Consider the following 20972-nt stretch of genomic DNA (forward strand, 5'->3'; position numbering starts at 1 on the left):
CTTACAGGGGGAAATGACATGGATATGTTCCAAAAGATACAAAACCATGAGCAGGTCGTATTCTGCAACGATGAAGAGACCGGCCTCAAAGCCATCATCGCCATACATAATACCACTCTTGGACCAGCACTTGGCGGGTGTCGGATGAGACCGTATGCATCAGTGGATGAAGCACTTGAGGATGTCCTCCGTCTATCAAAGGGAATGACCTATAAATGTGCCGCAGCCGATGTGGACTTCGGCGGGGGGAAGGCAGTCATTATCGGGGATCCGGAAAAAGATAGACATCCTGAACTGTTCCGCGCCTTCGGTCAATTTGTTGAATCCCTTAACGGACGATTTTATACAGGGACAGACATGGGAACCACTCCTGAGGATTTTGTCTTCGCCTTGAAAGAAACCAATTGTATCGTAGGCGTCAATGAAGAGTACGGAGGTAGCGGGGATTCCTCCATTCCGACGGCTATGGGAGTGATCTACGGATTGCAGGCGACCAACCAAAATGTATGGGGTTCAAAGGACCTTCATGGAAAAAGCTACGCTATTCAAGGTCTCGGGAAAGTTGGATTCAAAGTGGCCGAGCGTCTGTTGGAAGAGGGAGCAGACCTGTATGTAACAGATATCAGTCAGAGATCCATCGACCAGTTGGTGGCGAAAGCGAAAAGCATGGGAGCTGCTCTCAAGGTCGTATCGGGTGAAGAGATCTACTCTGTCGATGCCGATGTTTTCGTTCCTTGTGCCATTGGTGGGATCATCAATGATCACACAGTCGATCAGTTGAAAGTGAAAGCGGTCGTCGGGTCTGCCAACAATCAATTATTAGATCTTTCCCATGGAATGAGGCTTCATGAAAAAGGGATCCTGTACGCACCGGATTACATCGTCAATGCGGGCGGGTTGATCCAGGTAGCCGACGAATTATACGAACCGAACAAAGAACGTGTCCTGCAGAAGACAAGTGCGATCTATAACAGCCTTCAAAATATCTATCTGCAATCAGAAAATGATCACATGACCACGGTGGAAGCGGCCAACCGATTCTGCGAAGACCGGATTCATGCACGCACGAGAAGAAACAGCTTCTTTTCCCATGCGAAGCGTCCGAAGTGGTCGGTTAGGACATAGAACTGTAGCAGGAAACAAACATTGTTCACAATTTGGCACAATAAATGGCGGAAGTGGCCCGATTATCTTTAAATGTGGCCCGATTAAGGACCGAAGTGGCCCAATTATCATCAAAAGTGGCCCAATAAACACAAGAAGCGGCCCAATAAGCACCCCAAAAAGGCATAATGGCCAATAATAGATTACGAGAAACAACCGCCATACTCAAAAATCAAATGTTCCACTATAAATGCACCAAAAGAGGTGATGAAATGATCGAGGAATTTCAACTGGTCCAGGTCATGGACCAAAAAGGCCAACTGATTCAAAGCGAGTATGAAAAGGACATTTCAGAAGATTTAGCCCGTACGTTTTACCGTCATCTCATCAGGATCCGTACCTTCGATCGCAAAGCGGTGAGCCTGCAGCGTCAGGGACGAATCGGAACGTATGCACCGTATGAAGGACAGGAGGCATCCCAGGTGGGCAGTGCACTTGCCCTTCAGGAAAAAGACTGGTTATTCCCGTCCTACCGGGATCATGGGGCTACCATGACATTCGGTCATTCTCTGCTTCATATCCTGCTCTTTTGGAAAGGGAGGAATGAAGGATGCGTGCCTCCGGAAGGGAAAAATATCTTCACTCCCGGAATCCCGATCGCCACCCAGCTACCCCATGCGGTAGGGGCGGCTTATGCCGAAAAGAGGAAGGGAACTAAGAATGCAGCCATTGTGTATTTTGGTGACGGTGCCACATCTGAAGGGGATTTTCATGAAGGATTGAACTTGGCAAGCGTTTGGGAGGCCCCAGTCGTCTTTTTTAATCAAAATAATCAATATGCCATTTCCGTTCCCATACACAAACAGATGAAAACGAAAACCATTGCCCAGAAAGCACTTGCTTACGACATTCCAAGCGTACGTATCGATGGCAATGATATTTTTGCTGTTTATTTTGAAACGCTGAAGGCACTGGAGAGAGCGCGAAACGGGGACGGACCTACGTTGATCGAGTCTGTGACGTGGAGGTATGGAGCTCATACGACAGCCGATGATCCGTCGAAATATCGTGATCAGCAGGAAAGCGAGAGCCGGCGCAAGGAGAATGATCCACTGGATCGGTTAACGAACTTTATGAAGCAAAGAGGCTGGCTTGATGCGGATTGGATGAATGCTGTTCAACAAGAGTATACGAAGGAAGTGGACCTGGCTGTCGAGGAGCTGGAAGCTTATCCGGCCGCAGATCCAAGTCTGATCTTCGATTATGTATTTGAGACACCAACGTGGACGATTCAGGAACAAAAAGAAAAGCTCCTTGAGCAATGGAGAGGTGAGTAGAGTGAGCACCTTAACGAAAATGAAGACATTGACGATGGTCCAGGCCATTACGGATGCAATGAGAGTGATGCTCCGGGAAAGTGAGGATGTCCTATTAATGGGGGAGGATATCGGGACGAACGGCGGAGTATTCCGGGCGACGGACGGCCTTCAACAGGAATTTGGTGAAGACCGGGTCCTGGATACGCCATTGAGTGAAGCAGGTTTTATCGGCGCAGCCATCGGAATGGGACTAAACGGATTCCGTCCTGTGGCGGAAGTTCAATTTTTAGGGTTCATCTATCCGGCGTACGAGCAGATCATGACCCATGCCTCCCGTCTCCGCTCCCGAACCCTTGGACATTTCACCTGTCCATTGGTCATCAGGGCTCCTTATGGGGCTGGAGTCCGGGCACCTGAAATTCATTCTGATAGTACTGAAGCCCTTTTCACCCATATGCCTGGGATCAAGGTAGTCTGCCCGTCGTCACCGTACGATGCGAAGGGGCTTTTGATTGCGGCCATTGAAGATCCAGACCCGGTTCTCTTCCTGGAGCCGATGAGGTGTTACCGTTCTTCCAAAGAAGAAGTGCCTGAGGAGAAGTATACGGTTGAAATCGGGAAAGGGAAGGTGGTTAAAGAGGGTGATGATGTCACGATCATTTCATGGGGAGCGATGGTGAAAGTCGCAGAGGATGCCGCTAAGGAAGCAGCCGATAAAGGCATCGACTGCGAGGTTCTCGATCTCAGAACACTCTATCCTCTTGATAAGGATCTCATTTCAAGCTCTGTTCAAAAGACGGGAAGAACGGTCATTGTCCATGAAGCCCATGCTACGGGCGGAGTCGGAAATGATGTACTGGCAATCATCAATGATACGTCCTTTTTATATCAAAAAGCGCCGACAGAACGGGTAACGGGATTCGATACCCCTGTTCCGTATTTCGGATTTGAAGATTTTTATTTGCCTGACAGTAAACGTGTCCTCACTGCAGTGGAAAAAGTGGCACGTTATTAGAAAGGAGGGAGTCCATGGAAGTCAAGCTTCATGATATTGGGGAAGGCATGACCGAAGCCAATATCAATCACTTTCTTGTGAAAGTGGGGGATGTCGTGAGAGCGGATCAACCACTTGTGGAAGTTCAGACAGATAAAATGACGGCGGAAATCCCGGCACCTTTTTCAGGTGTGATCAAGGAATTTACCGTAAGTGAAGGAGAAACAATCCCCGTCGGGTCGACGGTCCTGTTGATGGAAAAGGAATATAGTGGTGATAGCCGCCGTATCGTTCCCAAAACCTCGCAGGTCATGAAGAAAAAAAGGATCCTTGCTTCACCGTATACAAGAAAGATTGCGAGGGAAAATGGAGTCAACATTGAAGAAGTTGTTGGCTCCGGAGCGGGTGGACGAATCGTCGATGAGGATGTCATCCTTTACATGAAAGGAGAACGTGCGACAGCTCCCAAGCGGGTGGAAGAACGTAAACCGGTTGCCCCTGAAGCATCTGTGGAAACTGACGTGAAGACGATTCCTTTCCGGGGGAGACGCAAGCAGATTGCTTCCAAAATGTCACAGTCACTCAGGACGATCCCGCACTGTACCCATTTTGAAGAGATCGATGTGACGAATCTACTAATCTGGAAAGATACGATGAAATCGTATGGACAGTCCATTTCCATGGGGGCATATTTTATCAAAGCCCTTTCTGTATGTTTGAAAGAGTATCCGATTTTCAATGCACGCCTTCATGAAGAGGAAGAGTGTGTGGAGCTTCAGCCTCACCACAATATCGGAATCGCAGTCGATACCGACGAAGGCTTGATCGTACCTGTCATCAAGCAGGTGGAAGGAAAAACGATGAAAGAGATACAGGCAGAAATGAAGGATCTCACCGTCAAAGCACAAGAAGGCAGGCTCACCATGAACGAAATCAAGGGTGGTACGTTCACGGTCAGTAATGTAGGGCCGTTGAACGGTTCCATCGGCGCCACTCCGATCATTAACGAGCCGGAAGTTGCCTTAGTCGCTTTTCATAAAACGAAGAAGCGTCCGATGGTGAATGAGAAGGATGAAATCGTGGTCCGCTCCATGATGAATGTATCCATGTCCTTTGATCACAGAGTAGCGGATGGCGGAACGGCCGTGAAGTTTACGAATCGATTAAGAGATTTGATTGAAGAACCCCAATCCATGCTGTTGGAGTTGATGTAAATGGTTGTGGGAGAAATTACAGAAGAGAAGGACGTTGTTATCATCGGCGGTGGTCCCGGGGGTTATCACGCAGCTATCAGAGCGGCTGCCCTCGGTAGGCATGTAACGCTGATCGAACGGGAGGATCTGGGGGGAACCTGTTTAAATAAAGGGTGCATCCCATCCAAAGTATTTACCCATTTTGCCCAGGAATTCAAAAAGACGAAGCACCTGAAGGAAATGGGAATGGAGTTTGGAGAAGTGGAGGCGAACCTCTCTTCCCTTCAACACTATAAAAATAAAAAAATCACCCAGTTAAGAATGGGTGTAGAATCCCTATGCAAAGCGAATAAAGTGGAGGTCGTGAAAGGATCGGCTTCCTTTCTGTCAGAATCCCGTATCGGGGTAGAAAATGGTCATGAGTTTTCCCTCTTCAATTTTAAAGAGGCGATCGTGGCAACAGGCGGTGATTTTCACTATCCAGATGGAGTCCTGTTCAATTCGGGGTGTGTCCTGAAAGAAAGGGAGATTTTCAATCTGGAGGAAATTCCCGAGGAACTGATTGTGTATGGCGCAGATTATATTTCACTTGAAATCTCGTCGGTCTTTTCTCTATTGGGAAGCCGTGTCACTCTCGTCTTAAACGATGAACTTCCCTTTGACTCAGCCATCACAAAAGAACTGTTCAGACAGTTGAAAAAGCAGAAAATCAATGTCATCAAGAAATCCCAACTCCGAACGGCCAAAGAGAGGGACGGACACGTCATCGTTGAACTTGAAAAAGACAATGGAGAAACAGTCTCAATCGAAGGCTCTCACTTTGTTATCAGCGGCCAAGTCAAACCGAACCTGACTGATCTTGGACTCGACCGTCTCCGCATAGAGGTAACGGAGAATGGGTATATCCGGGCAGATCGGGAGGGACGGACCTCAATTCCACATATTTGGGCAATCGGGGACGTCACGGAAGGTCCGTCCCTCGCAGTGAAGGCGATCAAGCAGGGGAAGGTAGCGGCGGAGGCGATGGCTGGGCTGAAGGTGGAAGTGGATATGCAGTTTGTGCCGACGGTGGTGCAGATGAGTTCACCGATTGCATGTGTCGGTCTTACCGAAGAGGAAGCACGGGAAGAAGGTTATTCTGTCACAGTGAGTGAGAACCCTGTCAGGGGAAATGGGTACGCCCAGCTGACGGATGAAAAGGATGGATTCGTGAAAGTCGTGTCAGACAGTGAAACGGATGTGATCCTTGGTGTTCATATCATGGGTACGGGAGCGGTCGAGCTTATCACATCAGGTGTGCTTGGCCTTGAAATGGCAGCGAGGGATGAGGACTTTCGCTTTCCACTCTATCCCCATCCAAGTATGAATGAAAGTGTACTTGAAGCGATGGAAGGTTTAAAAGGGGACGCTGTACATATGCCTCCCAGAAAAAAGGAGCTTGCTAGGTAAATGAGGGACGGACTTCATCACAGAGAAGCGTTTAAGCTTTACCGGCCGCTCTTGAGAAGTTCGATTAAACCATTTACTATATATTCAGAATATGCAGATTAATGGAGGGGTTAGGATGCAAGAGAATGTAGCGAAAAAACAGGAAAAGGTAGAAGATATTTTTCCGGTAAGAGATGTTGACTACTTAGAATACTATACTGGAAATGCGAAACAGGCTGCTCATTTCTTCTGTACAGCATTCGGTTTTAAGACTGTTGCCTATTCAGGACTCGAAACAGGAAATCGTGACACAGTATCCTATGTACTGCAACAAAATAAAGTGCGATTGCTCATTACAGGAAGCCTGCACGAAGGCAGCCGAGTGTCCCAATTCGTGAAGCAGCACGGGGACGGTATCAAAGACATCGCTCTTGTTGTGGATGATGTTGAAAAGGCTTACAATGGAGCGGTTTCCCGAGGAGCCATCGAAATCATGCCTCCTTCCACACTGGAAGACGATCACGGACAAGTGAAGAAAGCCGTCATCGGTACATATGGGGACACGATCCATACACTTGTAGAGCGTAAAGATTACAAGGGGATCTTCATGCCAGGTTTTGAAAAGTATGATACTGCCCTGAAAAATGAAGATGCAGGTATCATCGCGGTCGATCATGTCGTCGGAAACGTGGAACGCATGGAAGAGTGGGTAGAATATTACGAAAAAGTAATGGGCTTCAAGGAAATGCGTCACTTCACGAATGAAGACATAACAACCGAATACTCAGCCCTGATGTCCAAGGTCATGCATAACGGCGGACGCATCAAGTTCCCGATCAATGAGCCTGCTGAAGGGAAACGTAAATCACAAATCCAGGAATATCTTGAGTTTTACGGCGGCCCGGGCGTGCAGCATATTGCCATCCTGACAGAAGATATCGTGAAGACTGTCGGCATTCTGAAAGAGAATGGCGTAGAGTTCCTAAACACGCCGGATTCTTATTACGAGATGCTTTCAGAGCGTGTGGGTGAAATCGATGAAGAGATTTCAAAAATCAAAGAGTTGAATATTTTAGTAGACCGTGATGACGAAGGCTACCTGCTTCAAATTTTCACGAAGCCGATCGTGGATCGTCCTACATTATTCATCGAAGTGATCCAGCGTAAAGGGGCAAGAGGATTCGGGGAAGGAAACTTCAAAGCACTTTTTGAATCCATCGAGCGCGAGCAGGAACGAAGAGGAAACTTATAAAAAATAGATAGATAGAGCATATATAACGGGGGTCAAAGGACCGGTCAGGGGGTTAACTCATGAAGAGATCAGCTACTTCAACCCTTCATCTCATACACATGACAGGTGAAGGGTTGAAGATAAGCTGACACATGAGTCAACCCCCTTCATCCATGAGGAAAGCGGGGATGCATGTATGTCATTGAAGTTCAAGACAAGGGAAGCCGTCACACATATTGCTCCATATGTGCTGGGGAAGACGCTTTTAGACTTACAAAAGGAGCATGGTCTGAATTCAATCAGGAAGCTGTCAGAAAATGAAAATATATACGGCTGCTCCCCGAAGGTGAAGCAGTGGTTTAAAGAGGATGGCAGCGATTTGTTTCTGTACCCGGACGGGGCAGCGGTCGATTTAAGTCAAAAGGTTTCGACATTTTTGGGAGTCCGGAAAGAGCAACTTGTATTCGGTAATGGCTCGGATGAAGTGATCCGGTTGTTGACAAGGGCCTATTTAAGCAGTGGGGACGAAGCCATCATGGCTGATGTGACGTTTCCAAGGTATCGAACCAATGTGCTTTTAGAAGGGGGTACTCCGGTTACGGTGCCACTCATTGACGGGACCCATGATTTAAAAGGGATGCATGATGCCATCACCTCAAACACGAAGCTGATCTTTGTATGTAATCCCAATAACCCGACCGGAACAATCGTCGGGAAGAAAGAACTCCTGGAATTTATCGGAAGCATCCCTTCGCACATTCTTGTCGTAGTGGATGAAGCCTATATGGAGTATGTGACAACAGATGATTATTTAGAAACCCTGCCGCTTTTATCGGCATTTGATAACCTGATCGTCCTCAGGACCTTTTCAAAGATATATGGTCTGGCGGGGTTAAGGGTCGGATTCGGGGTCATGAATGAAGAGATTGCAGAACAGCTCCGTAAAGTGAAGGACGTCTTCAATGTAAATACGGTTGCCCAGAAATCTGCAATCATTGCCCTGGAAGATCAGGCGTTCATTAGAGAGTGCACCCATAAGAATGAAAAGGGACGACTCTATATGGAAAGAGAATTCGACAGACTTGGAATCTCGTATTTTCCGTCTCAGTCGAACTTTATCATGGTCGATACGGGAATGAATGGAGACATCGTTTCTTATGAATTGGTGAAAAGAGGAATCGTCGTCCGTTCAGGAACACTTCTCGGCTATCCGACAACGGTTCGGGTCACGATCGGAACAGAAGAGGATAATAAGCGATTCATCCGTGCGATGGAAGACATTTTACAAAATGGAGGGGTGAAGTGAGTGGATATTAAACCCCAGACGCTCGAATGGCAGGCAGCTTATAAATTGATGATCGGTTCGATTCTGCCAAGGCCGATTGCCTTTGTTTCATCCCTTGATGAAAAAGGAAATGCGAACCTGGCACCATATAGCTTCTTTACGGCGATTTGTGCTGAACCCATGCTCGTATGCTTCTCCCCGATGAGAAGAGGGAAGGATGGCAGCAAAAAGGATACCCTTCAGAATATCGAGAACACGAAGGAATTCGTCATCAATATCGTCAGTGAAGAGTTTGTAGAGGAAATGAATAACTGTGCCATTGAATTTGAATCAGAAGTGGATGAATTCGAACAGGTCGGTCTGACGAAGAAGGAATCCGTCACGGTAAAGCCTCCGGGAGTCTTCGAGAGTAAGGTTCAATTGGAATGCGTTCTTCATGAAGTTCTTCACTTCGGTGACCACCCTGGAGCAGGGAGCCTGGTCATAGGGAAGGTAGAATGTGTGAGGGTCGATGATGAGCTCTATTATGATGGAAAAATAGATTCAGAGAAACTGAAACCTGTCGGCAGGCTTGCCGGTCAGATGTACACCAAACCATTATCCGATTCATTTGAATTGATACGAAAAAGGTGATGACACGTGAAGCTGGTCAGTTTTTTAATAGAAAGAGAAGTTAGGGCAGGGATCCTTCAGGATGATCTGGTCGTGGATATCCATGCTGTAAGTGAAGGTTCGCTCCCAAAAGACATGATATCAATCATTGAACTGGGGAATGAAGGCTTAAAACGGCTGAAAGAGCTTGGCACCTTTTCAGAGGGGGAAAAGGGAGTGCACCTACTAGGTGAGGTCACCCTGAAGTCGCCGATTCCAAGACCTGTCAGCATTCGCGATTTCTATGCTTTTGAAGAGCATGTGAAAACCGCCCGTAAAAGGAGAGGGCTTGATGTGGTGCCGGAATGGTATGACATCCCCGTCTTCTATTTCACGAATCATTTAGCGGCTAAAGGCCCTCTTGATCATATAGAAAAGCCGGCTGACTGTGAGTGGCTCGATTATGAACTGGAAATCGCCTGCGTCATCGGTAAGGAAGGCAGGAATATTCCCCGAGAGAGTGCGGAAGACCATATTTATGGGTACCTGATCATGAATGACTGGAGTGCAAGGGACATACAGAAGCGTGAAATGAAGGTCGGACTTGGTCCCGCGAAAGGAAAGGATTTCGCTACTTCCTTCGGTCCGTATTTGGTGACGAAGGATGAACTGGAGTCCTATCGAACGGGAGACCGGTTTGATCTTTCCATGACGGCAAAGGTAAATGGAACCCTCTTATCTGAGGGGAATTACCAGGATATTCATTACACATTTAGTGACATGATCGAGCGCGCATCGAAAGACGTCACTCTGTATCCTGGTGAGGTCATCGGGTCGGGTACGGTAGGAACAGGCTGCATCCTGGAACTTGGAACAGAAACACATCCGTGGTTGAAGGCCGGAGACGTGGTAGAGTTGGAGATTACGGGATTGGGAGTTTTACGGAACACGATTGCAGAGAGAAGAGAGGAGGATGAACATGTACTATCGTCAACTGGGGAACATACCTCATAAGCGTCATACGATGTTTAAAAAGGACGATGGCTCGCTTTACAGGGAGCAGGTCATGGGGACAAAGGGGTTCTCAGGGACACAGTCCATTTTGTATCATCATCATTTGCCTACGGCTGTGGCGAAAACAGAGTATTTAGGGAGCTATATGCCGGAGTTTGAGGAAGAGGGTGCCCTTCGCCATCGACATTTCTTTACCGACAAAGTCGAGAAGGAAGGCTGTGCTTTAAAGAGCCGTGAGTACTTACTCGGGAATTCGGATCTGCTGATCGGTACCGCTTATGTTACGGAGGAAATGACGAATTTCTACCGGAATGGTGACGGGGATGAAATACTGTATATCCATTTTGGTAAAGGGCAAGTGGAGACGATGTTCGGAACCATCACGTACGGGAAAGGTGACTATGTGGTGATCCCGATCGGAACCATCTACCGTGTCGTGCCTGAAGAAGACACGAAAATGCTGATCGTCGAGTCCTTCAGTCAGATCACGACTCCCCGGCGCTACCGTAATGAGTACGGCCAGCTATTGGAGCACAGTCCGTTTTGTGAACGGGATTTAAGAGGACCTGAGAAGCTCGAAACGAAGGATGAAGAGGGCGAATTCGAAGTGATCACGAAATCAAGAGGTGCCCTTCATTCACATGTATTAAATCATCATCCTTTGGATGTAGTAGGCTGGGATGGATATTTGTATCCATGGGTATTCAATATTGAGGATTTCGAGCCGATCACCGGTCGTGTCCATCAGCCGCCGCCTGTTCATCAAACGTTTGAAGGTCATAACTTTGTTGTGTGCTCATTTGTACCGAGATTATATGATTATCATCCGGAATCGATCCCGGCTCCTTATAATCACAGCAATGTGAACAGTGATGAGCTCCTGTACTATGTAGAAGGAAACTTCATGAGCAGAAAGGGGATCAAGGAAGGTTCTATCACCCTGCACCCGAGCGGGATTCCCCATGGACCACATCCTGGAACGACAGAGGCCAGTATTGGGAAAAAAGAAACACTCGAGCTTGCCGTCATGATCGATACGTTCAAGCCATTGAAGATTGTAAAAAAAGCACATGATGTCGAAGATCCCAATTATATGTTTACCTGGGTGTGAAAGTAGAATCAATCCAAAGGCCTGGCTGCCTGGATTGATTCTTTTTTATTTGTATAGAGTTTAAAGAAGGATTGGTCCCTTATTGGGAAAATATATTTTTTTTCGAGATATTATGCATCATCGTCGCCATGATGAACCCGGCATTTGAGTCGTGTATCCATTACAGAAAAGGGGAACAGGCTAGGTCGATTTCTTCTTGGTGACCAGACCTTTAGGTTGATAAAAATTCAAACAAGTATCTAAATCGAAAATAAGGTTCTCAATTATAAAAAATAAGTGAGAATAAATCAGTCATTTACACACAGGTCTAATTTCCCCTGAAGCCGCGCCACTACAGGATTTTGTCGAAAGATTTTCTGAAGGGCACCTCCCCCCATTCTGAACCACTATTCACCCCGAAAAATAAAAAAATCAAAAAAATATTTTCACTCCATAAAACTCCACTAGGACAAAGATGTAAGCGTTTACTTATAATCAGATTAATCTAAATAGTCAAATAATTTACAAAAAGCCTGTTGACCTTACCGGAAAACGGGAGTAATATTGTCCTCAATAAAAAAATCTTGAGCCACCGGGAAGCGGCAGTAACAACCAAAAACAAGCCGATTGCATCAGGCTCCGGGTCAGCGAACTATCGTTGTATAAATAAATTTCTGAATAATCAAATAAATCACAGACTGGAAAGGAATGATTAACATGAACGAACAGTGGATCTACTTAGACGGACAATACGTAAAAAAGGAAGAAGCCGTTGTATCAGTGTACGACCATGGTTTTCTATATGGAGATGGAGTGTTCGAAGGGATTCGAATGTACGACGGGAACGTATTCCGTTTAGAAGAACATGTTGATCGCCTTTATGATTCTGCCAAATCGATCATGCTGAATATCGAAATCTCGAAACAAGAGATGAGTGATATCATCGTCGATACATTGAAAAAAAATCAGCTGGAAAATGCCTACATACGTGTGGTCATTTCTAGAGGTGTTGGAAACTTGGGACTGGATCCATTTACTTGTAGAAAGCCACAAATCATTGTCATTGCGGAGCAACTGGCTTTGTTCCCTAAAAGCTTATATGAAACGGGCATCGATATCGTAACAGTGGCGAGCCGCCGAAATCGTGCGGATGTCCTTTCTCCAAAGGTTAAATCCTTAAACTATTTAAATAACATTCTCGTTAAAATCGAAGCAAATCTCGCTGGTGTAAGTGAAGCATTGATGTTGAATGATCAAGGGTATGTTGCGGAAGGATCAGCGGACAATATCTTCATTGTCAAAAAAGGAAAGATCCTGACACCGCCTGGATACGTTGGGGCACTTGAGGGCATCACCCGAAATGCCATCATCGAAATTGCCGAAAAATTAGGATTTGAAATGAAAGAAGAAGTCTTCACCCGTCATGATGTATACACAGCGGATGAGGTGTTCTTAACAGGAACCGCCGCCGAGGTCATTGCCGTTGTCAAAGTGGACGGACGAGTGATCGGGGATGGGAAACCTGGGGAATATACAAACCAATTATTGCAGGAGTTCAGAAATACTGTCACGCAGGATGGAAGAAAAGTTTACAAACAAAATGCACAAGTTGGTTAAGTGGGAGGTGATGACGTGCGAAGTGACATGATCAAGAAAGGAATCGACCGGGCTCCTCACCGCAGTTTACTATATGCGACAGGTGTGAAGCTCGAAGACCTGGAAAAACCATTCATCGGAGTATGTAACTCTTACATTGATATCATTCCAGGTCATATGCATTTAAACGGATTCGCTCAGGTTGTGAAAGAAGCGATCCGGGAAGCAGGCGGGATTCCATTCGAATTCAACACGATCGGTGTTGACGACGGAATTGCCATGGGGCATATCGGTATGAGGTACTCGTTGCCGAGCCGCGAATTGATCGCCGACTCAGCAGAAACCGTCATCAATGCTCACTGGTTCGACGGAGTATTCTACATCCCGAACTGTGACAAGATTACACCGGGAATGCTGATGGCATCAGTCAGAACCAATGTCCCTTCCGTTTTCGTATCGGGAGGCCCGATGGAAGCAGGAGTATCAAGTGAAGGGAAGCCATTATCACTTGTATCTGTTTTCGAAGGGGTCGGTGCCCATCAGTCAGGAAGGATGACGGCAGAGCAGCTTCTCGATATCGAAGCCAATGCCTGTCCGACATGCGGATCTTGCTCAGGGATGTTCACGGCGAATTCAATGAATTCCCTAATGGAGATGCTCGGAATGGCTCCACCGGGAAATGGAACGATTGTCGCTACTTCTGAAGAGCGGCATCAACTAATCAAGGACGCAGCGAAATACCTGGTTGAAATGGTGAAGAAAGACATCAAGCCGAGAGATATCATAACAGAAGACACCATCGATGATGCATTCGCTTTAGACATGGCGATGGGAGGCTCAACGAATACCGTCCTTCACACACTTGCGATTGCCAATGAGGCGGAGATCGATTATGACATCAACCGGATCAATAAAGTGGCTGAACGGGTCCCTTATCTGTCCAAGATAAGCCCGGCCTCCGATTACTCTATGCAGGATGTACACAATGCCGGAGGGGTCAGCGCCATCATTAAAGAGCTGTGCGAGATGGAAGCCGTACACAGGGATCGAATCACCGTTACCGGAAAATCACTTTATGAAAATGTAAAGGATGCTCACATTCAAAATGATGATGTTATCCGCCGGAGGGAAAGTGCACACAGTCCTGTCGGAGGGCTATCCGTCCTATTCGGGAATATCGCTCCGGATGGAGGCGTCATCAAGGTAGGAGCAGTCGATCCATCCATCAAAACATTCATGGGGGAAGCGATTGTTTACGAGTCCCAGGATGACGCGCTGGCCGGAATTGAAAGCGGGGAAGTGAAAGAAGGTCATGTCGTGGTCATCAGGTATGAAGGACCAAAGGGAGGTCCTGGAATGCCGGAAATGCTGGCCCCGACAGCAGCCATCGCAGGACGCGGCCTTGAGAAGAAGGTTGCACTGATGACCGACGGAAGGTTTTCTGGAGCATCCCGGGGCATATCGATCGGCCATGTCTCACCGGAAGCGGCTGAAGGCGGACCGATCGGGATCGTGGAAAATGGAGATCCCATCTTCATTGATCTGACGAATCGGACAATTTCCTTGATGGTATCAGTAGAAGAGTTGAAGTTCAGACAACAGGAGTGGGTACAGCCTCCTCCGAAAATCAAAAAAGGTTATCTGGCAAGATACGCAAAGCTTGTGACATCAGCAAGTACCGGTGGCATCTTGAAAACAGAATAGATAAGAAAGCGTTGAAGAGGTAAAAGGATTGGAAATCGTATTTTCAGAGAGCTGGTGGAGCTGCGAACCAGTAATACAACCAATACCGACATCCCCTCTGAGTATCGTTCTGAACCATGTAAGTAGGAACGATCGAGTAGATGATACTCGTTACAAAAACAAAGGCTGGTGAAACCGATCAGCCTGCAAAGGGAGATGCTTTTCGGCGTCTCTGAACTAGGGTGGTACCGTGGAAAGGATAAAGACCTTTTCGCCCCTGCGAAAGATGAACTCTGTCGTAGTGGGTGGGAAGGTCTTTTTTGTTTGAATTAAATGGATGAACAATGCTCAGGGCAAATATCAAACATAGCTTTTAAAAAAGGAGAGGAGAGATAGGCAATGAGGGCAAAAGTTGAGGCAGAACCGGCTTCACAGACACTGACAGAAAACGTCAATGGTGCTGATATGCTCATGAAGGCTTTGAAGGAGGAGAAAGTTGAGATTCTGTTTGGATACCCTGGGGGAGCGGTCTTGCCGATTTACGATGCTCTTTACAAAGCCCCGATCAAGCACGTACTCGCCCGTCATGAACAAGGGGCCATCCACGCAGCGGAAGGATATGCCAGGGTATCGGGTAAGCCAGGTGTCGTCATTGCCACGTCGGGACCGGGAGCGACCAACCTCGTGACAGGGATTGCAGATGCCATGATGGACTCACTGCCACTGGTGGTCTTTACTGGTCAGGTGGCTTCGGGGGTAATCGGCACAGATGCATTCCAGGAAGCAGACGTTGTCGGCATTACGATGCCAATCACAAAGCATAATTATCAGGTTCGGGATATTAAAGACTTACCGCGAATTGTGAAGGAAGCCTTTCATATCGCATCAACTGGAAGACCAGGGCCTGTACTCGTGGACATTCCGAAGGACTTGACCCTTCAACAGGCGTATCAGGTGCGAGAAGTAGAAATGGATTTACCAGGATATCAGCCTAACTTCTATCCCAACCCTCTTCAAATCAAGAAGCTGGTTGATGCAATCAAGGTGTCGAAGCAGCCCGTCATTTTAGCAGGAGCGGGAGTGCTTCACGGGAAGGCATCCGAGGAGCTGAAGGCGTTCGCTGAACAGTATGACATCCCTGTGATACACACCCTGCTCGGACTGGGGGGATTTCCGGCTGATCACTCGTTGTTTCTTGGAATGGCGGGCATGCACGGGTGTTATGCCAGTAATATGGCCATCCACGAATGTGATTTGCTCATCAATATCGGTGCCCGGTTTGATGACAGGCTGACAGGAAATCTTTCCACATTTGCACCACGGGCGAAGGTGGTTCACATCGACATCGATCCTGCTGAAATCGGGAAGAACGTTGAAACCCAGATCCCGATTGTAGCAGATGCGAAACAGGCTCTCGAAAAACTTCTGCAGCATGAAACTGAAAAACCTGATTTTGATGCCTGGCATCACCATCTGCGCTCTTACAAACGGGAATATCCTTTCTGGTATAACCAGGCTCACGATGTGCTTTCCCCTCAGCGCCTGATTGAGCAGGTATATGAAATGACGAACGGGGAAGCGGTCGTCACAACGGATGTCGGACAGCATCAAATGTGGGCGGCGCAATACTACTCTTTTAAAAAGCCGAATAACTGGGTCACATCCGGTGGACTCGGCACGATGGGATTCGGTTTCCCGGCCGCAATCGGTGCGCAATTAGCGAATCCTGACAGTACGGTGGTTGCTTTTGTAGGGGACGGGGGATTCCAGATGACTCTCCAGGAGCTTGTTCTCCTGAAAGAGCTGAACCTGCCCGTGAAAGTGGTCCTGCTCAATAACGGGACGCTAGGGATGGTAAGGCAGTGGCAGGAAACTTTCTTCGAAGAGAGATACTCACAATCAGTATTCTCCACTCAGCCTGATTTTGTAAAACTGGCTGAATCTTATGGAATCAAAGGGTATAAAGTGAAAACCCAGGAGGAAGTCGATTCCGTTCTGAAAGAGGCCTTGACGAGTGATGAACCGGTGCTCATCGACTGCTGGGTGAATCCGAAGGAAAACGTCTACCCGATGGTGGCTCCAGGAAAAGGATTACACGAAATGTTAGGAGTGAAACCATGAGGAAACGGATTGTAACGGCCCTTGTTCATAACCGGAGCGGCGTGTTGAACCGGGTGACCGGATTGTTTACGAAACGTCAGTTCAACATTGAAAGCATCTCGGTCGGGTACACGGAGACCGAGGGTATTTCAAGGATGACGTTCGTTGTCAACGTAGAAGACGACAGGAAAATCGAGCAGCTGTTAAAGCAGCTCCATAAACAAATCGATGTCCTCAAGGTTTCAGACATCACGGATCAAGGAGTGGTCGCCAGGGAACTGGCCCTCATCAAAGTGTTGAGTACAGGGCAGACCCGATCCGAAATCAATGGCATTGTCGAACCATTCAGAGCCGCCATCATTGATGTTGCCAGGGACAGCGTAACGGTTCAGGTGACGGGGGAGACATCCAAGATCGAAGCCATCATCGATCTGTTGAGACCCTACGGAATCAAGGAAATCGCCCGGACCGGCATCACGGCATTCGCAAGAGGTAACGGAAAATCCGTCACGGATCTGAAACAGTATTCAATTGTGAATTAATAGGAATCCAAAAAACGTATTATTCAAAAAAATGGAGAGGATGAGGGAAATGGTAAAGGTATATTATAACGGAGATGTAAATGAAGAGGTTTTAAAAGGGAAGAAAGTAGCGGTAGTCGGTTATGGTTCACAAGGTCACGCACACGCTCAGAACCTGAAGGAAAGCGGATTTGATGTTGTAGTGGGATTGAGAAAAGGAAAGTCGTGGGACCAGGCAGAAAAGGATGGTTTCGATGTCTACTCTGTCCGGGAAGCAAGTGAACAGGCAGATGTCATCATGGTTCTCTTGCCGGATGAGCATCAGCCGAAAGTGTATGAAGCGGAAATTAAGCCGGCACTCACCTCAGGAAAAGCATTGGCATTTGCACACGGATTCAATATCCATTTCCATCAAGTCGTTCCTCCGGAAGATGTGGACGTATTCCTTGTCGCACCGAAAGGGCCGGGACATCTTGTAAGACGTACATTTGAAGAAGGAGCAGGAGTACCCGCACTCTTCGGCGTTTATCAAGACGCATCAGGTCAAGCAAGTGAGCTTGCCCTAGCTTATGCAAAAGGTGTAGGGGCAGGGCGCGCGGGAATCCTTGAAACGTCCTTCCAGGAAGAAACGGAAACCGATCTATTCGGGGAGCAGGCAGTCCTATGTGGAGGTGTGACATCCCTTGTGAAAGCAGGATTCGAGACATTGGTCGAAGCCGGATATCAAAAAGAGGTCGCCTATTTCGAGTGTTTACATGAATTGAAGCTGATCGTTGATCTGATGTATGAGCAAGGACTGGAAGGAATGCGCTATTCGATTTCCGATACCGCTCAATGGGGGGATTTCGTTTCAGGACCACGGGTAGTGAACGAGGAAACCAAAGCCCGCATGAAGGAAGTACTGACGGATATCCAAACAGGAAAATTTGCGAAGGGATGGATCCTGGAGAATCAGGCAAATCGTCCGGAATTCAACGCCATCAATCAGCGTGAAAGCCAGCATCCGATTGAAGTGGTCGGGAGAGAGCTTCGCAAAATGATGCCTTTTGTACAGAAACCTTCGACTAAAGAAAAGGAAGTGGTAGCGAGTGCGAACCATTGAGATCTTTGACACAACTCTTCGGGATGGGGAACAGTCAGCCGGTGTGAATCTGAATACGATTGAGAAAATCGAGGTGGCGAAGCAGCTTGAAAGACTTGGTGTGGACGTCATTGAAGCTGGGTTTCCTGCAGCTTCAAAAGGAGACTTTGATGCCGTGCAGAGGATCGGCTCTACCATTAAGAACAGCTCCGTAACGGGGCTTGCGCGGGCCCAACAGCGTGACATCGATGCGGTATGGGAATCTCTTAAAGGAACAGCGGAACCAAGGCTGCATGTCTTCCTTGCAACTTCTCCCATCCACATGACTCATAAACTGAAGATGACACCGGATCAGGTCATCGATACAGCCGTCCAGGCCGTACAGTACGCGAAGAAATTTTTCCCGGTCGTTCAGTGGTCGGCAGAGGATGCTTGCAGGTCGGATCTCAACTTTTTAGTCAAGATTATGGAGAGGGTCATTGATGCAGGAGCTTCTGTTATCAATCTTCCTGATACGGTGGGGTACATCACCCCTCATAAATACGGCGAACTGTTTCGATACGTAAGGGAAAACGTCCCGAATATCGACGGGGTGAAGCTTTCGGCACATTGCCATGATGATCTTGGTATGGCGACTGCCAACTCCCTTACAGCCATTGAAAACGGAGCCGACCAAATTGAAGGGACCATTAACGGTATCGGTGAACGTGCCGGTAATGCAGCTCTGGAGGAAGTGGCGGTCGCTCTTCGTATCCGTGAAGATTTTTACGGAGCGACAACACGACTTAAATTGGATGAAATCAAGAAAACCAGTTCTCTTGTCAGCAAGCTGACTGGAATGAGGGTACCCGCCAATAAAGCGGTCGTCGGTGACAATGCCTTTGCCCATGAATCAGGAATCCATCAGGATGGCGTGTTGAAAGAAAAAACAACCTACGAAATCATCACACCTGAACTGATTGGAGTGAATTCCAACCGTCTCGTCCTTGGTAAACATTCCGGACGGCACGCGTTCAAAAACAAAGCGGTGGAACTCGGCTTTGAATTATCGGATGAAAAACTGAATGAAGCATTTCATACATTTAAAGATCTGGCAGACAAGAAGAAAGAAATCGTCGATGAAGATCTCTTCAGCATCCTGACGAATAAGCAGACGGAAATGACCGATGCCGTCGGGTTTACATTAGAACGAATGCAGGTTCAATACGGAATGGATAACATTCCAACGGCGACAATCGAATTGAAGTGCGAGGACGGAAACATGACCCGACTTGCTTCAACAGGATCAGGAAGCGTGGAAGCCATCTACAATACCATTGAAAAGATGCTGCCGGGTCCATCTAAGTTGCTGGATTATAAGATCAACTCAGTCGGGGGCGGTCGAGATGCACTTGCCGAGGTTTACGTAAGACTGGAGTATGACGGAGAAATGACAAGCGGACGGGGAACCGCACAGGATGTGTTGGAAGCGTCAGCTCGTGCTTACTTAAACGCTGTGAATCGTTCAGCTCAGCGATCAACATCCAGGGAAAAAGAAGCGGTGGAAGCAAGCTTATAAACGATAGGAGCCTTGTCATCCAAGGCTCCCCATACCACAAAAACAGGAGGTAATTCTAATGAAGAAGAAAATCGCTGTACTACCAGGAGACGGTATCGGTCAAGAGATCATGGACGGGGCATTAGAAGTGCTTAAGGCAGTGGGTGATTGGTTCGGCCATGAATTCGAAGTGGAGAAAGGATACATTGGCGGGGCAGCGGTCGATCGCTTCGGTACGCCATTACCTCCTGAAACGATCAAGCTTTGCAAAGAGAGCGATGCTGTTCTTTTAGGTGCAGTGGGAGGACCAAAATGGGAGCATCTGCCGAAGGAGCTCCGTCCTGAAAAAGGGCTCCTGGCCATCCGCAAAGAGTTCGACTTATTCGCGAACCTGCGCCCGGTGAAGGCATTTGAAAGTTTACTGGGGGCATCCCCGCTCAAACGGGAGATTGTCGAAGAAGTAGATTTGGTGATTGTCAGGGAACTGACAGGAGGATTGTACTTCGGTCAGCCGTCAGGTCGCCAGGGGAAGCGGGATGAAGTAGCGGTGGACACTCTGGTTTATGAAAAAAGTGAAATCGAACGAATCGTCCACAAAGCATTTAAGCTTGCTCAGAAGCGTAAGAAGAAATTAACCTCTGTCGACAAGGCAAATGTTCTGGAAACAAGCCGAATGTGGCGGGAAGTCGTGAATGAGGTGGCAGTCGAATATCCGGATGTGGAAGTGGAGCACATGCTGGTCGATGTTGCGGCCATGAAACTGATGTATCAGCCAAAACAATTCGATGTTCTGGTGACGGAGAATATGTTTGGGGATATCCTGAGCGATGAAGCTTCCATGATCACAGGATCACTGGGCATGCTGCCTTCCGCAAGTCTAAGGGGAGATTCCTTCGGCCTGTATGAACCGGTACATGGATCAGCTCCTGATATCGCCGGAAAAGGGAAAGCCAATCCCCTGGCCATGATCCTGTCGGTTGCGATGATGCTCCGCCATTCCTTTGGATTAAAAGAAGAAGCAGAAATGGTCGAAATGGCTGTACAGGAAGTTCTGAATGCAGGCTACCGGACAGGGGATCTTTGGACGATGGGCAGAGGAACCGTTGTAGGGACGGGTGCCATGAGCCAGATGGTGGTGGAGAGGCTGGAAGCCGATCACGCACTGTCTTCAATCCTCGCAGCATACTTGTAAAGACCTTATCGAA

At 47.7% G+C, this 20972-nt stretch carries 17 protein-coding genes; all 17 read left to right on the forward strand.

Annotation, left to right across the window (positions count from 1 at the left end; translation table 11 throughout):
- The first annotated feature begins 18 nt into the window (after positions 1 to 18).
- The 17 genes from LCL96_RS13295 (at position 19) to leuB (ending at position 20959) form a co-directional block, all read left to right on the forward strand.
- The gene (locus tag LCL96_RS13295; protein ID WP_224943435.1) at positions 19 to 1125 is read left to right on the forward strand and encodes a Leu/Phe/Val dehydrogenase; all 1107 of its coding nucleotides are present in this window, start codon (positions 19 to 21) and stop codon (positions 1123 to 1125) included.
- Positions 1126 to 1376: 251 nt separating this feature from the next.
- Positions 1377 to 2441: a pyruvate dehydrogenase (acetyl-transferring) E1 component subunit alpha gene (pdhA, locus tag LCL96_RS13300; protein ID WP_224941936.1), complete on the forward strand. Its 1065-nt coding sequence runs from the start codon at positions 1377 to 1379 to the stop codon at positions 2439 to 2441.
- Positions 2442 to 2460: 19 nt separating this feature from the next.
- Complete coding sequence (locus tag LCL96_RS13305) at positions 2461 to 3438, forward strand: alpha-ketoacid dehydrogenase subunit beta (protein ID WP_224943438.1); 978 nt, start codon at positions 2461 to 2463, stop codon at positions 3436 to 3438.
- Positions 3439 to 3452: 14 nt separating this feature from the next.
- Positions 3453 to 4631, forward strand: coding sequence for a dihydrolipoamide acetyltransferase family protein (locus LCL96_RS13310; protein ID WP_224941937.1), 1179 nt, complete (start codon positions 3453 to 3455; stop codon positions 4629 to 4631).
- Positions 4632 to 6059 (forward strand): dihydrolipoyl dehydrogenase, encoded by a 1428-nt coding sequence (lpdA, locus tag LCL96_RS13315; protein WP_224941938.1) that lies wholly within the window; start codon positions 4632 to 4634, stop codon positions 6057 to 6059.
- Positions 6060 to 6174: 115 nt separating this feature from the next.
- Positions 6175 to 7290 (forward strand): 4-hydroxyphenylpyruvate dioxygenase, encoded by a 1116-nt coding sequence (gene hppD / locus LCL96_RS13320; RefSeq protein WP_224941939.1) that lies wholly within the window; start codon positions 6175 to 6177, stop codon positions 7288 to 7290.
- 175 nt (positions 7291 to 7465) lie between these two features.
- The gene (gene hisC, locus LCL96_RS13325) at positions 7466 to 8575 is read left to right on the forward strand and encodes a histidinol-phosphate transaminase (RefSeq protein WP_224941940.1); all 1110 of its coding nucleotides are present in this window, start codon (positions 7466 to 7468) and stop codon (positions 8573 to 8575) included.
- Positions 8576 to 9187, forward strand: a complete 612-nt coding sequence (locus LCL96_RS13330) for a flavin reductase family protein (RefSeq protein ID WP_224941941.1) — start codon at positions 8576 to 8578, stop codon at positions 9185 to 9187.
- A 6-nt stretch (positions 9188 to 9193) separates the two neighbouring features.
- A complete protein-coding gene (locus LCL96_RS13335; protein ID WP_224941942.1) occupies positions 9194 to 10159 on the forward strand; it encodes a fumarylacetoacetate hydrolase family protein in 966 nt (321 codons plus the stop codon).
- A complete protein-coding gene (locus tag LCL96_RS13340) occupies positions 10119 to 11270 on the forward strand; it encodes a homogentisate 1,2-dioxygenase (RefSeq protein WP_224941943.1) in 1152 nt (383 codons plus the stop codon). The genes LCL96_RS13335 and LCL96_RS13340 overlap by 41 nt, the downstream gene beginning before the upstream one ends.
- A 696-nt stretch (positions 11271 to 11966) precedes the next feature.
- A complete protein-coding gene (ilvE, locus tag LCL96_RS13345; RefSeq protein WP_224941944.1) occupies positions 11967 to 12866 on the forward strand; it encodes a branched-chain-amino-acid transaminase in 900 nt (299 codons plus the stop codon).
- 15 nt (positions 12867 to 12881) lie between these two features.
- Positions 12882 to 14549, forward strand: a complete 1668-nt coding sequence (ilvD, locus tag LCL96_RS13350) for a dihydroxy-acid dehydratase (protein ID WP_224941945.1) — start codon at positions 12882 to 12884, stop codon at positions 14547 to 14549.
- A gap of 378 nt (positions 14550 to 14927) precedes the next feature.
- Positions 14928 to 16649: an acetolactate synthase large subunit gene (ilvB, locus tag LCL96_RS13355; RefSeq protein ID WP_224941946.1), complete on the forward strand. Its 1722-nt coding sequence runs from the start codon at positions 14928 to 14930 to the stop codon at positions 16647 to 16649.
- The gene (gene ilvN, locus LCL96_RS13360) at positions 16646 to 17170 is read left to right on the forward strand and encodes an acetolactate synthase small subunit (protein ID WP_034761039.1); all 525 of its coding nucleotides are present in this window, start codon (positions 16646 to 16648) and stop codon (positions 17168 to 17170) included. Before ilvB ends, ilvN begins: the two co-directional genes overlap by 4 nt.
- Positions 17171 to 17219: 49 nt before the next feature.
- Positions 17220 to 18251, forward strand: coding sequence for a ketol-acid reductoisomerase (gene ilvC, locus LCL96_RS13365; RefSeq protein WP_224941947.1), 1032 nt, complete (start codon positions 17220 to 17222; stop codon positions 18249 to 18251).
- Positions 18238 to 19788, forward strand: a complete 1551-nt coding sequence (locus tag LCL96_RS13370; RefSeq protein ID WP_224941948.1) for a 2-isopropylmalate synthase — start codon at positions 18238 to 18240, stop codon at positions 19786 to 19788. Before ilvC ends, LCL96_RS13370 begins: the two co-directional genes overlap by 14 nt.
- Positions 19789 to 19846: 58 nt before the next feature.
- On the forward strand, positions 19847 to 20959 hold the full coding sequence (gene leuB / locus LCL96_RS13375; RefSeq protein ID WP_224941949.1) for a 3-isopropylmalate dehydrogenase: 1113 nt from the start codon (positions 19847 to 19849) through the stop codon (positions 20957 to 20959).
- The last annotated feature ends 13 nt before the right edge of the window (positions 20960 to 20972 follow it).

This window comes from Rossellomorea aquimaris (genome assembly GCF_020172085.1).
In the GTDB taxonomy this organism is placed as follows: domain Bacteria; phylum Bacillota; class Bacilli; order Bacillales; family Bacillaceae_B; genus Rossellomorea; species Rossellomorea aquimaris_E.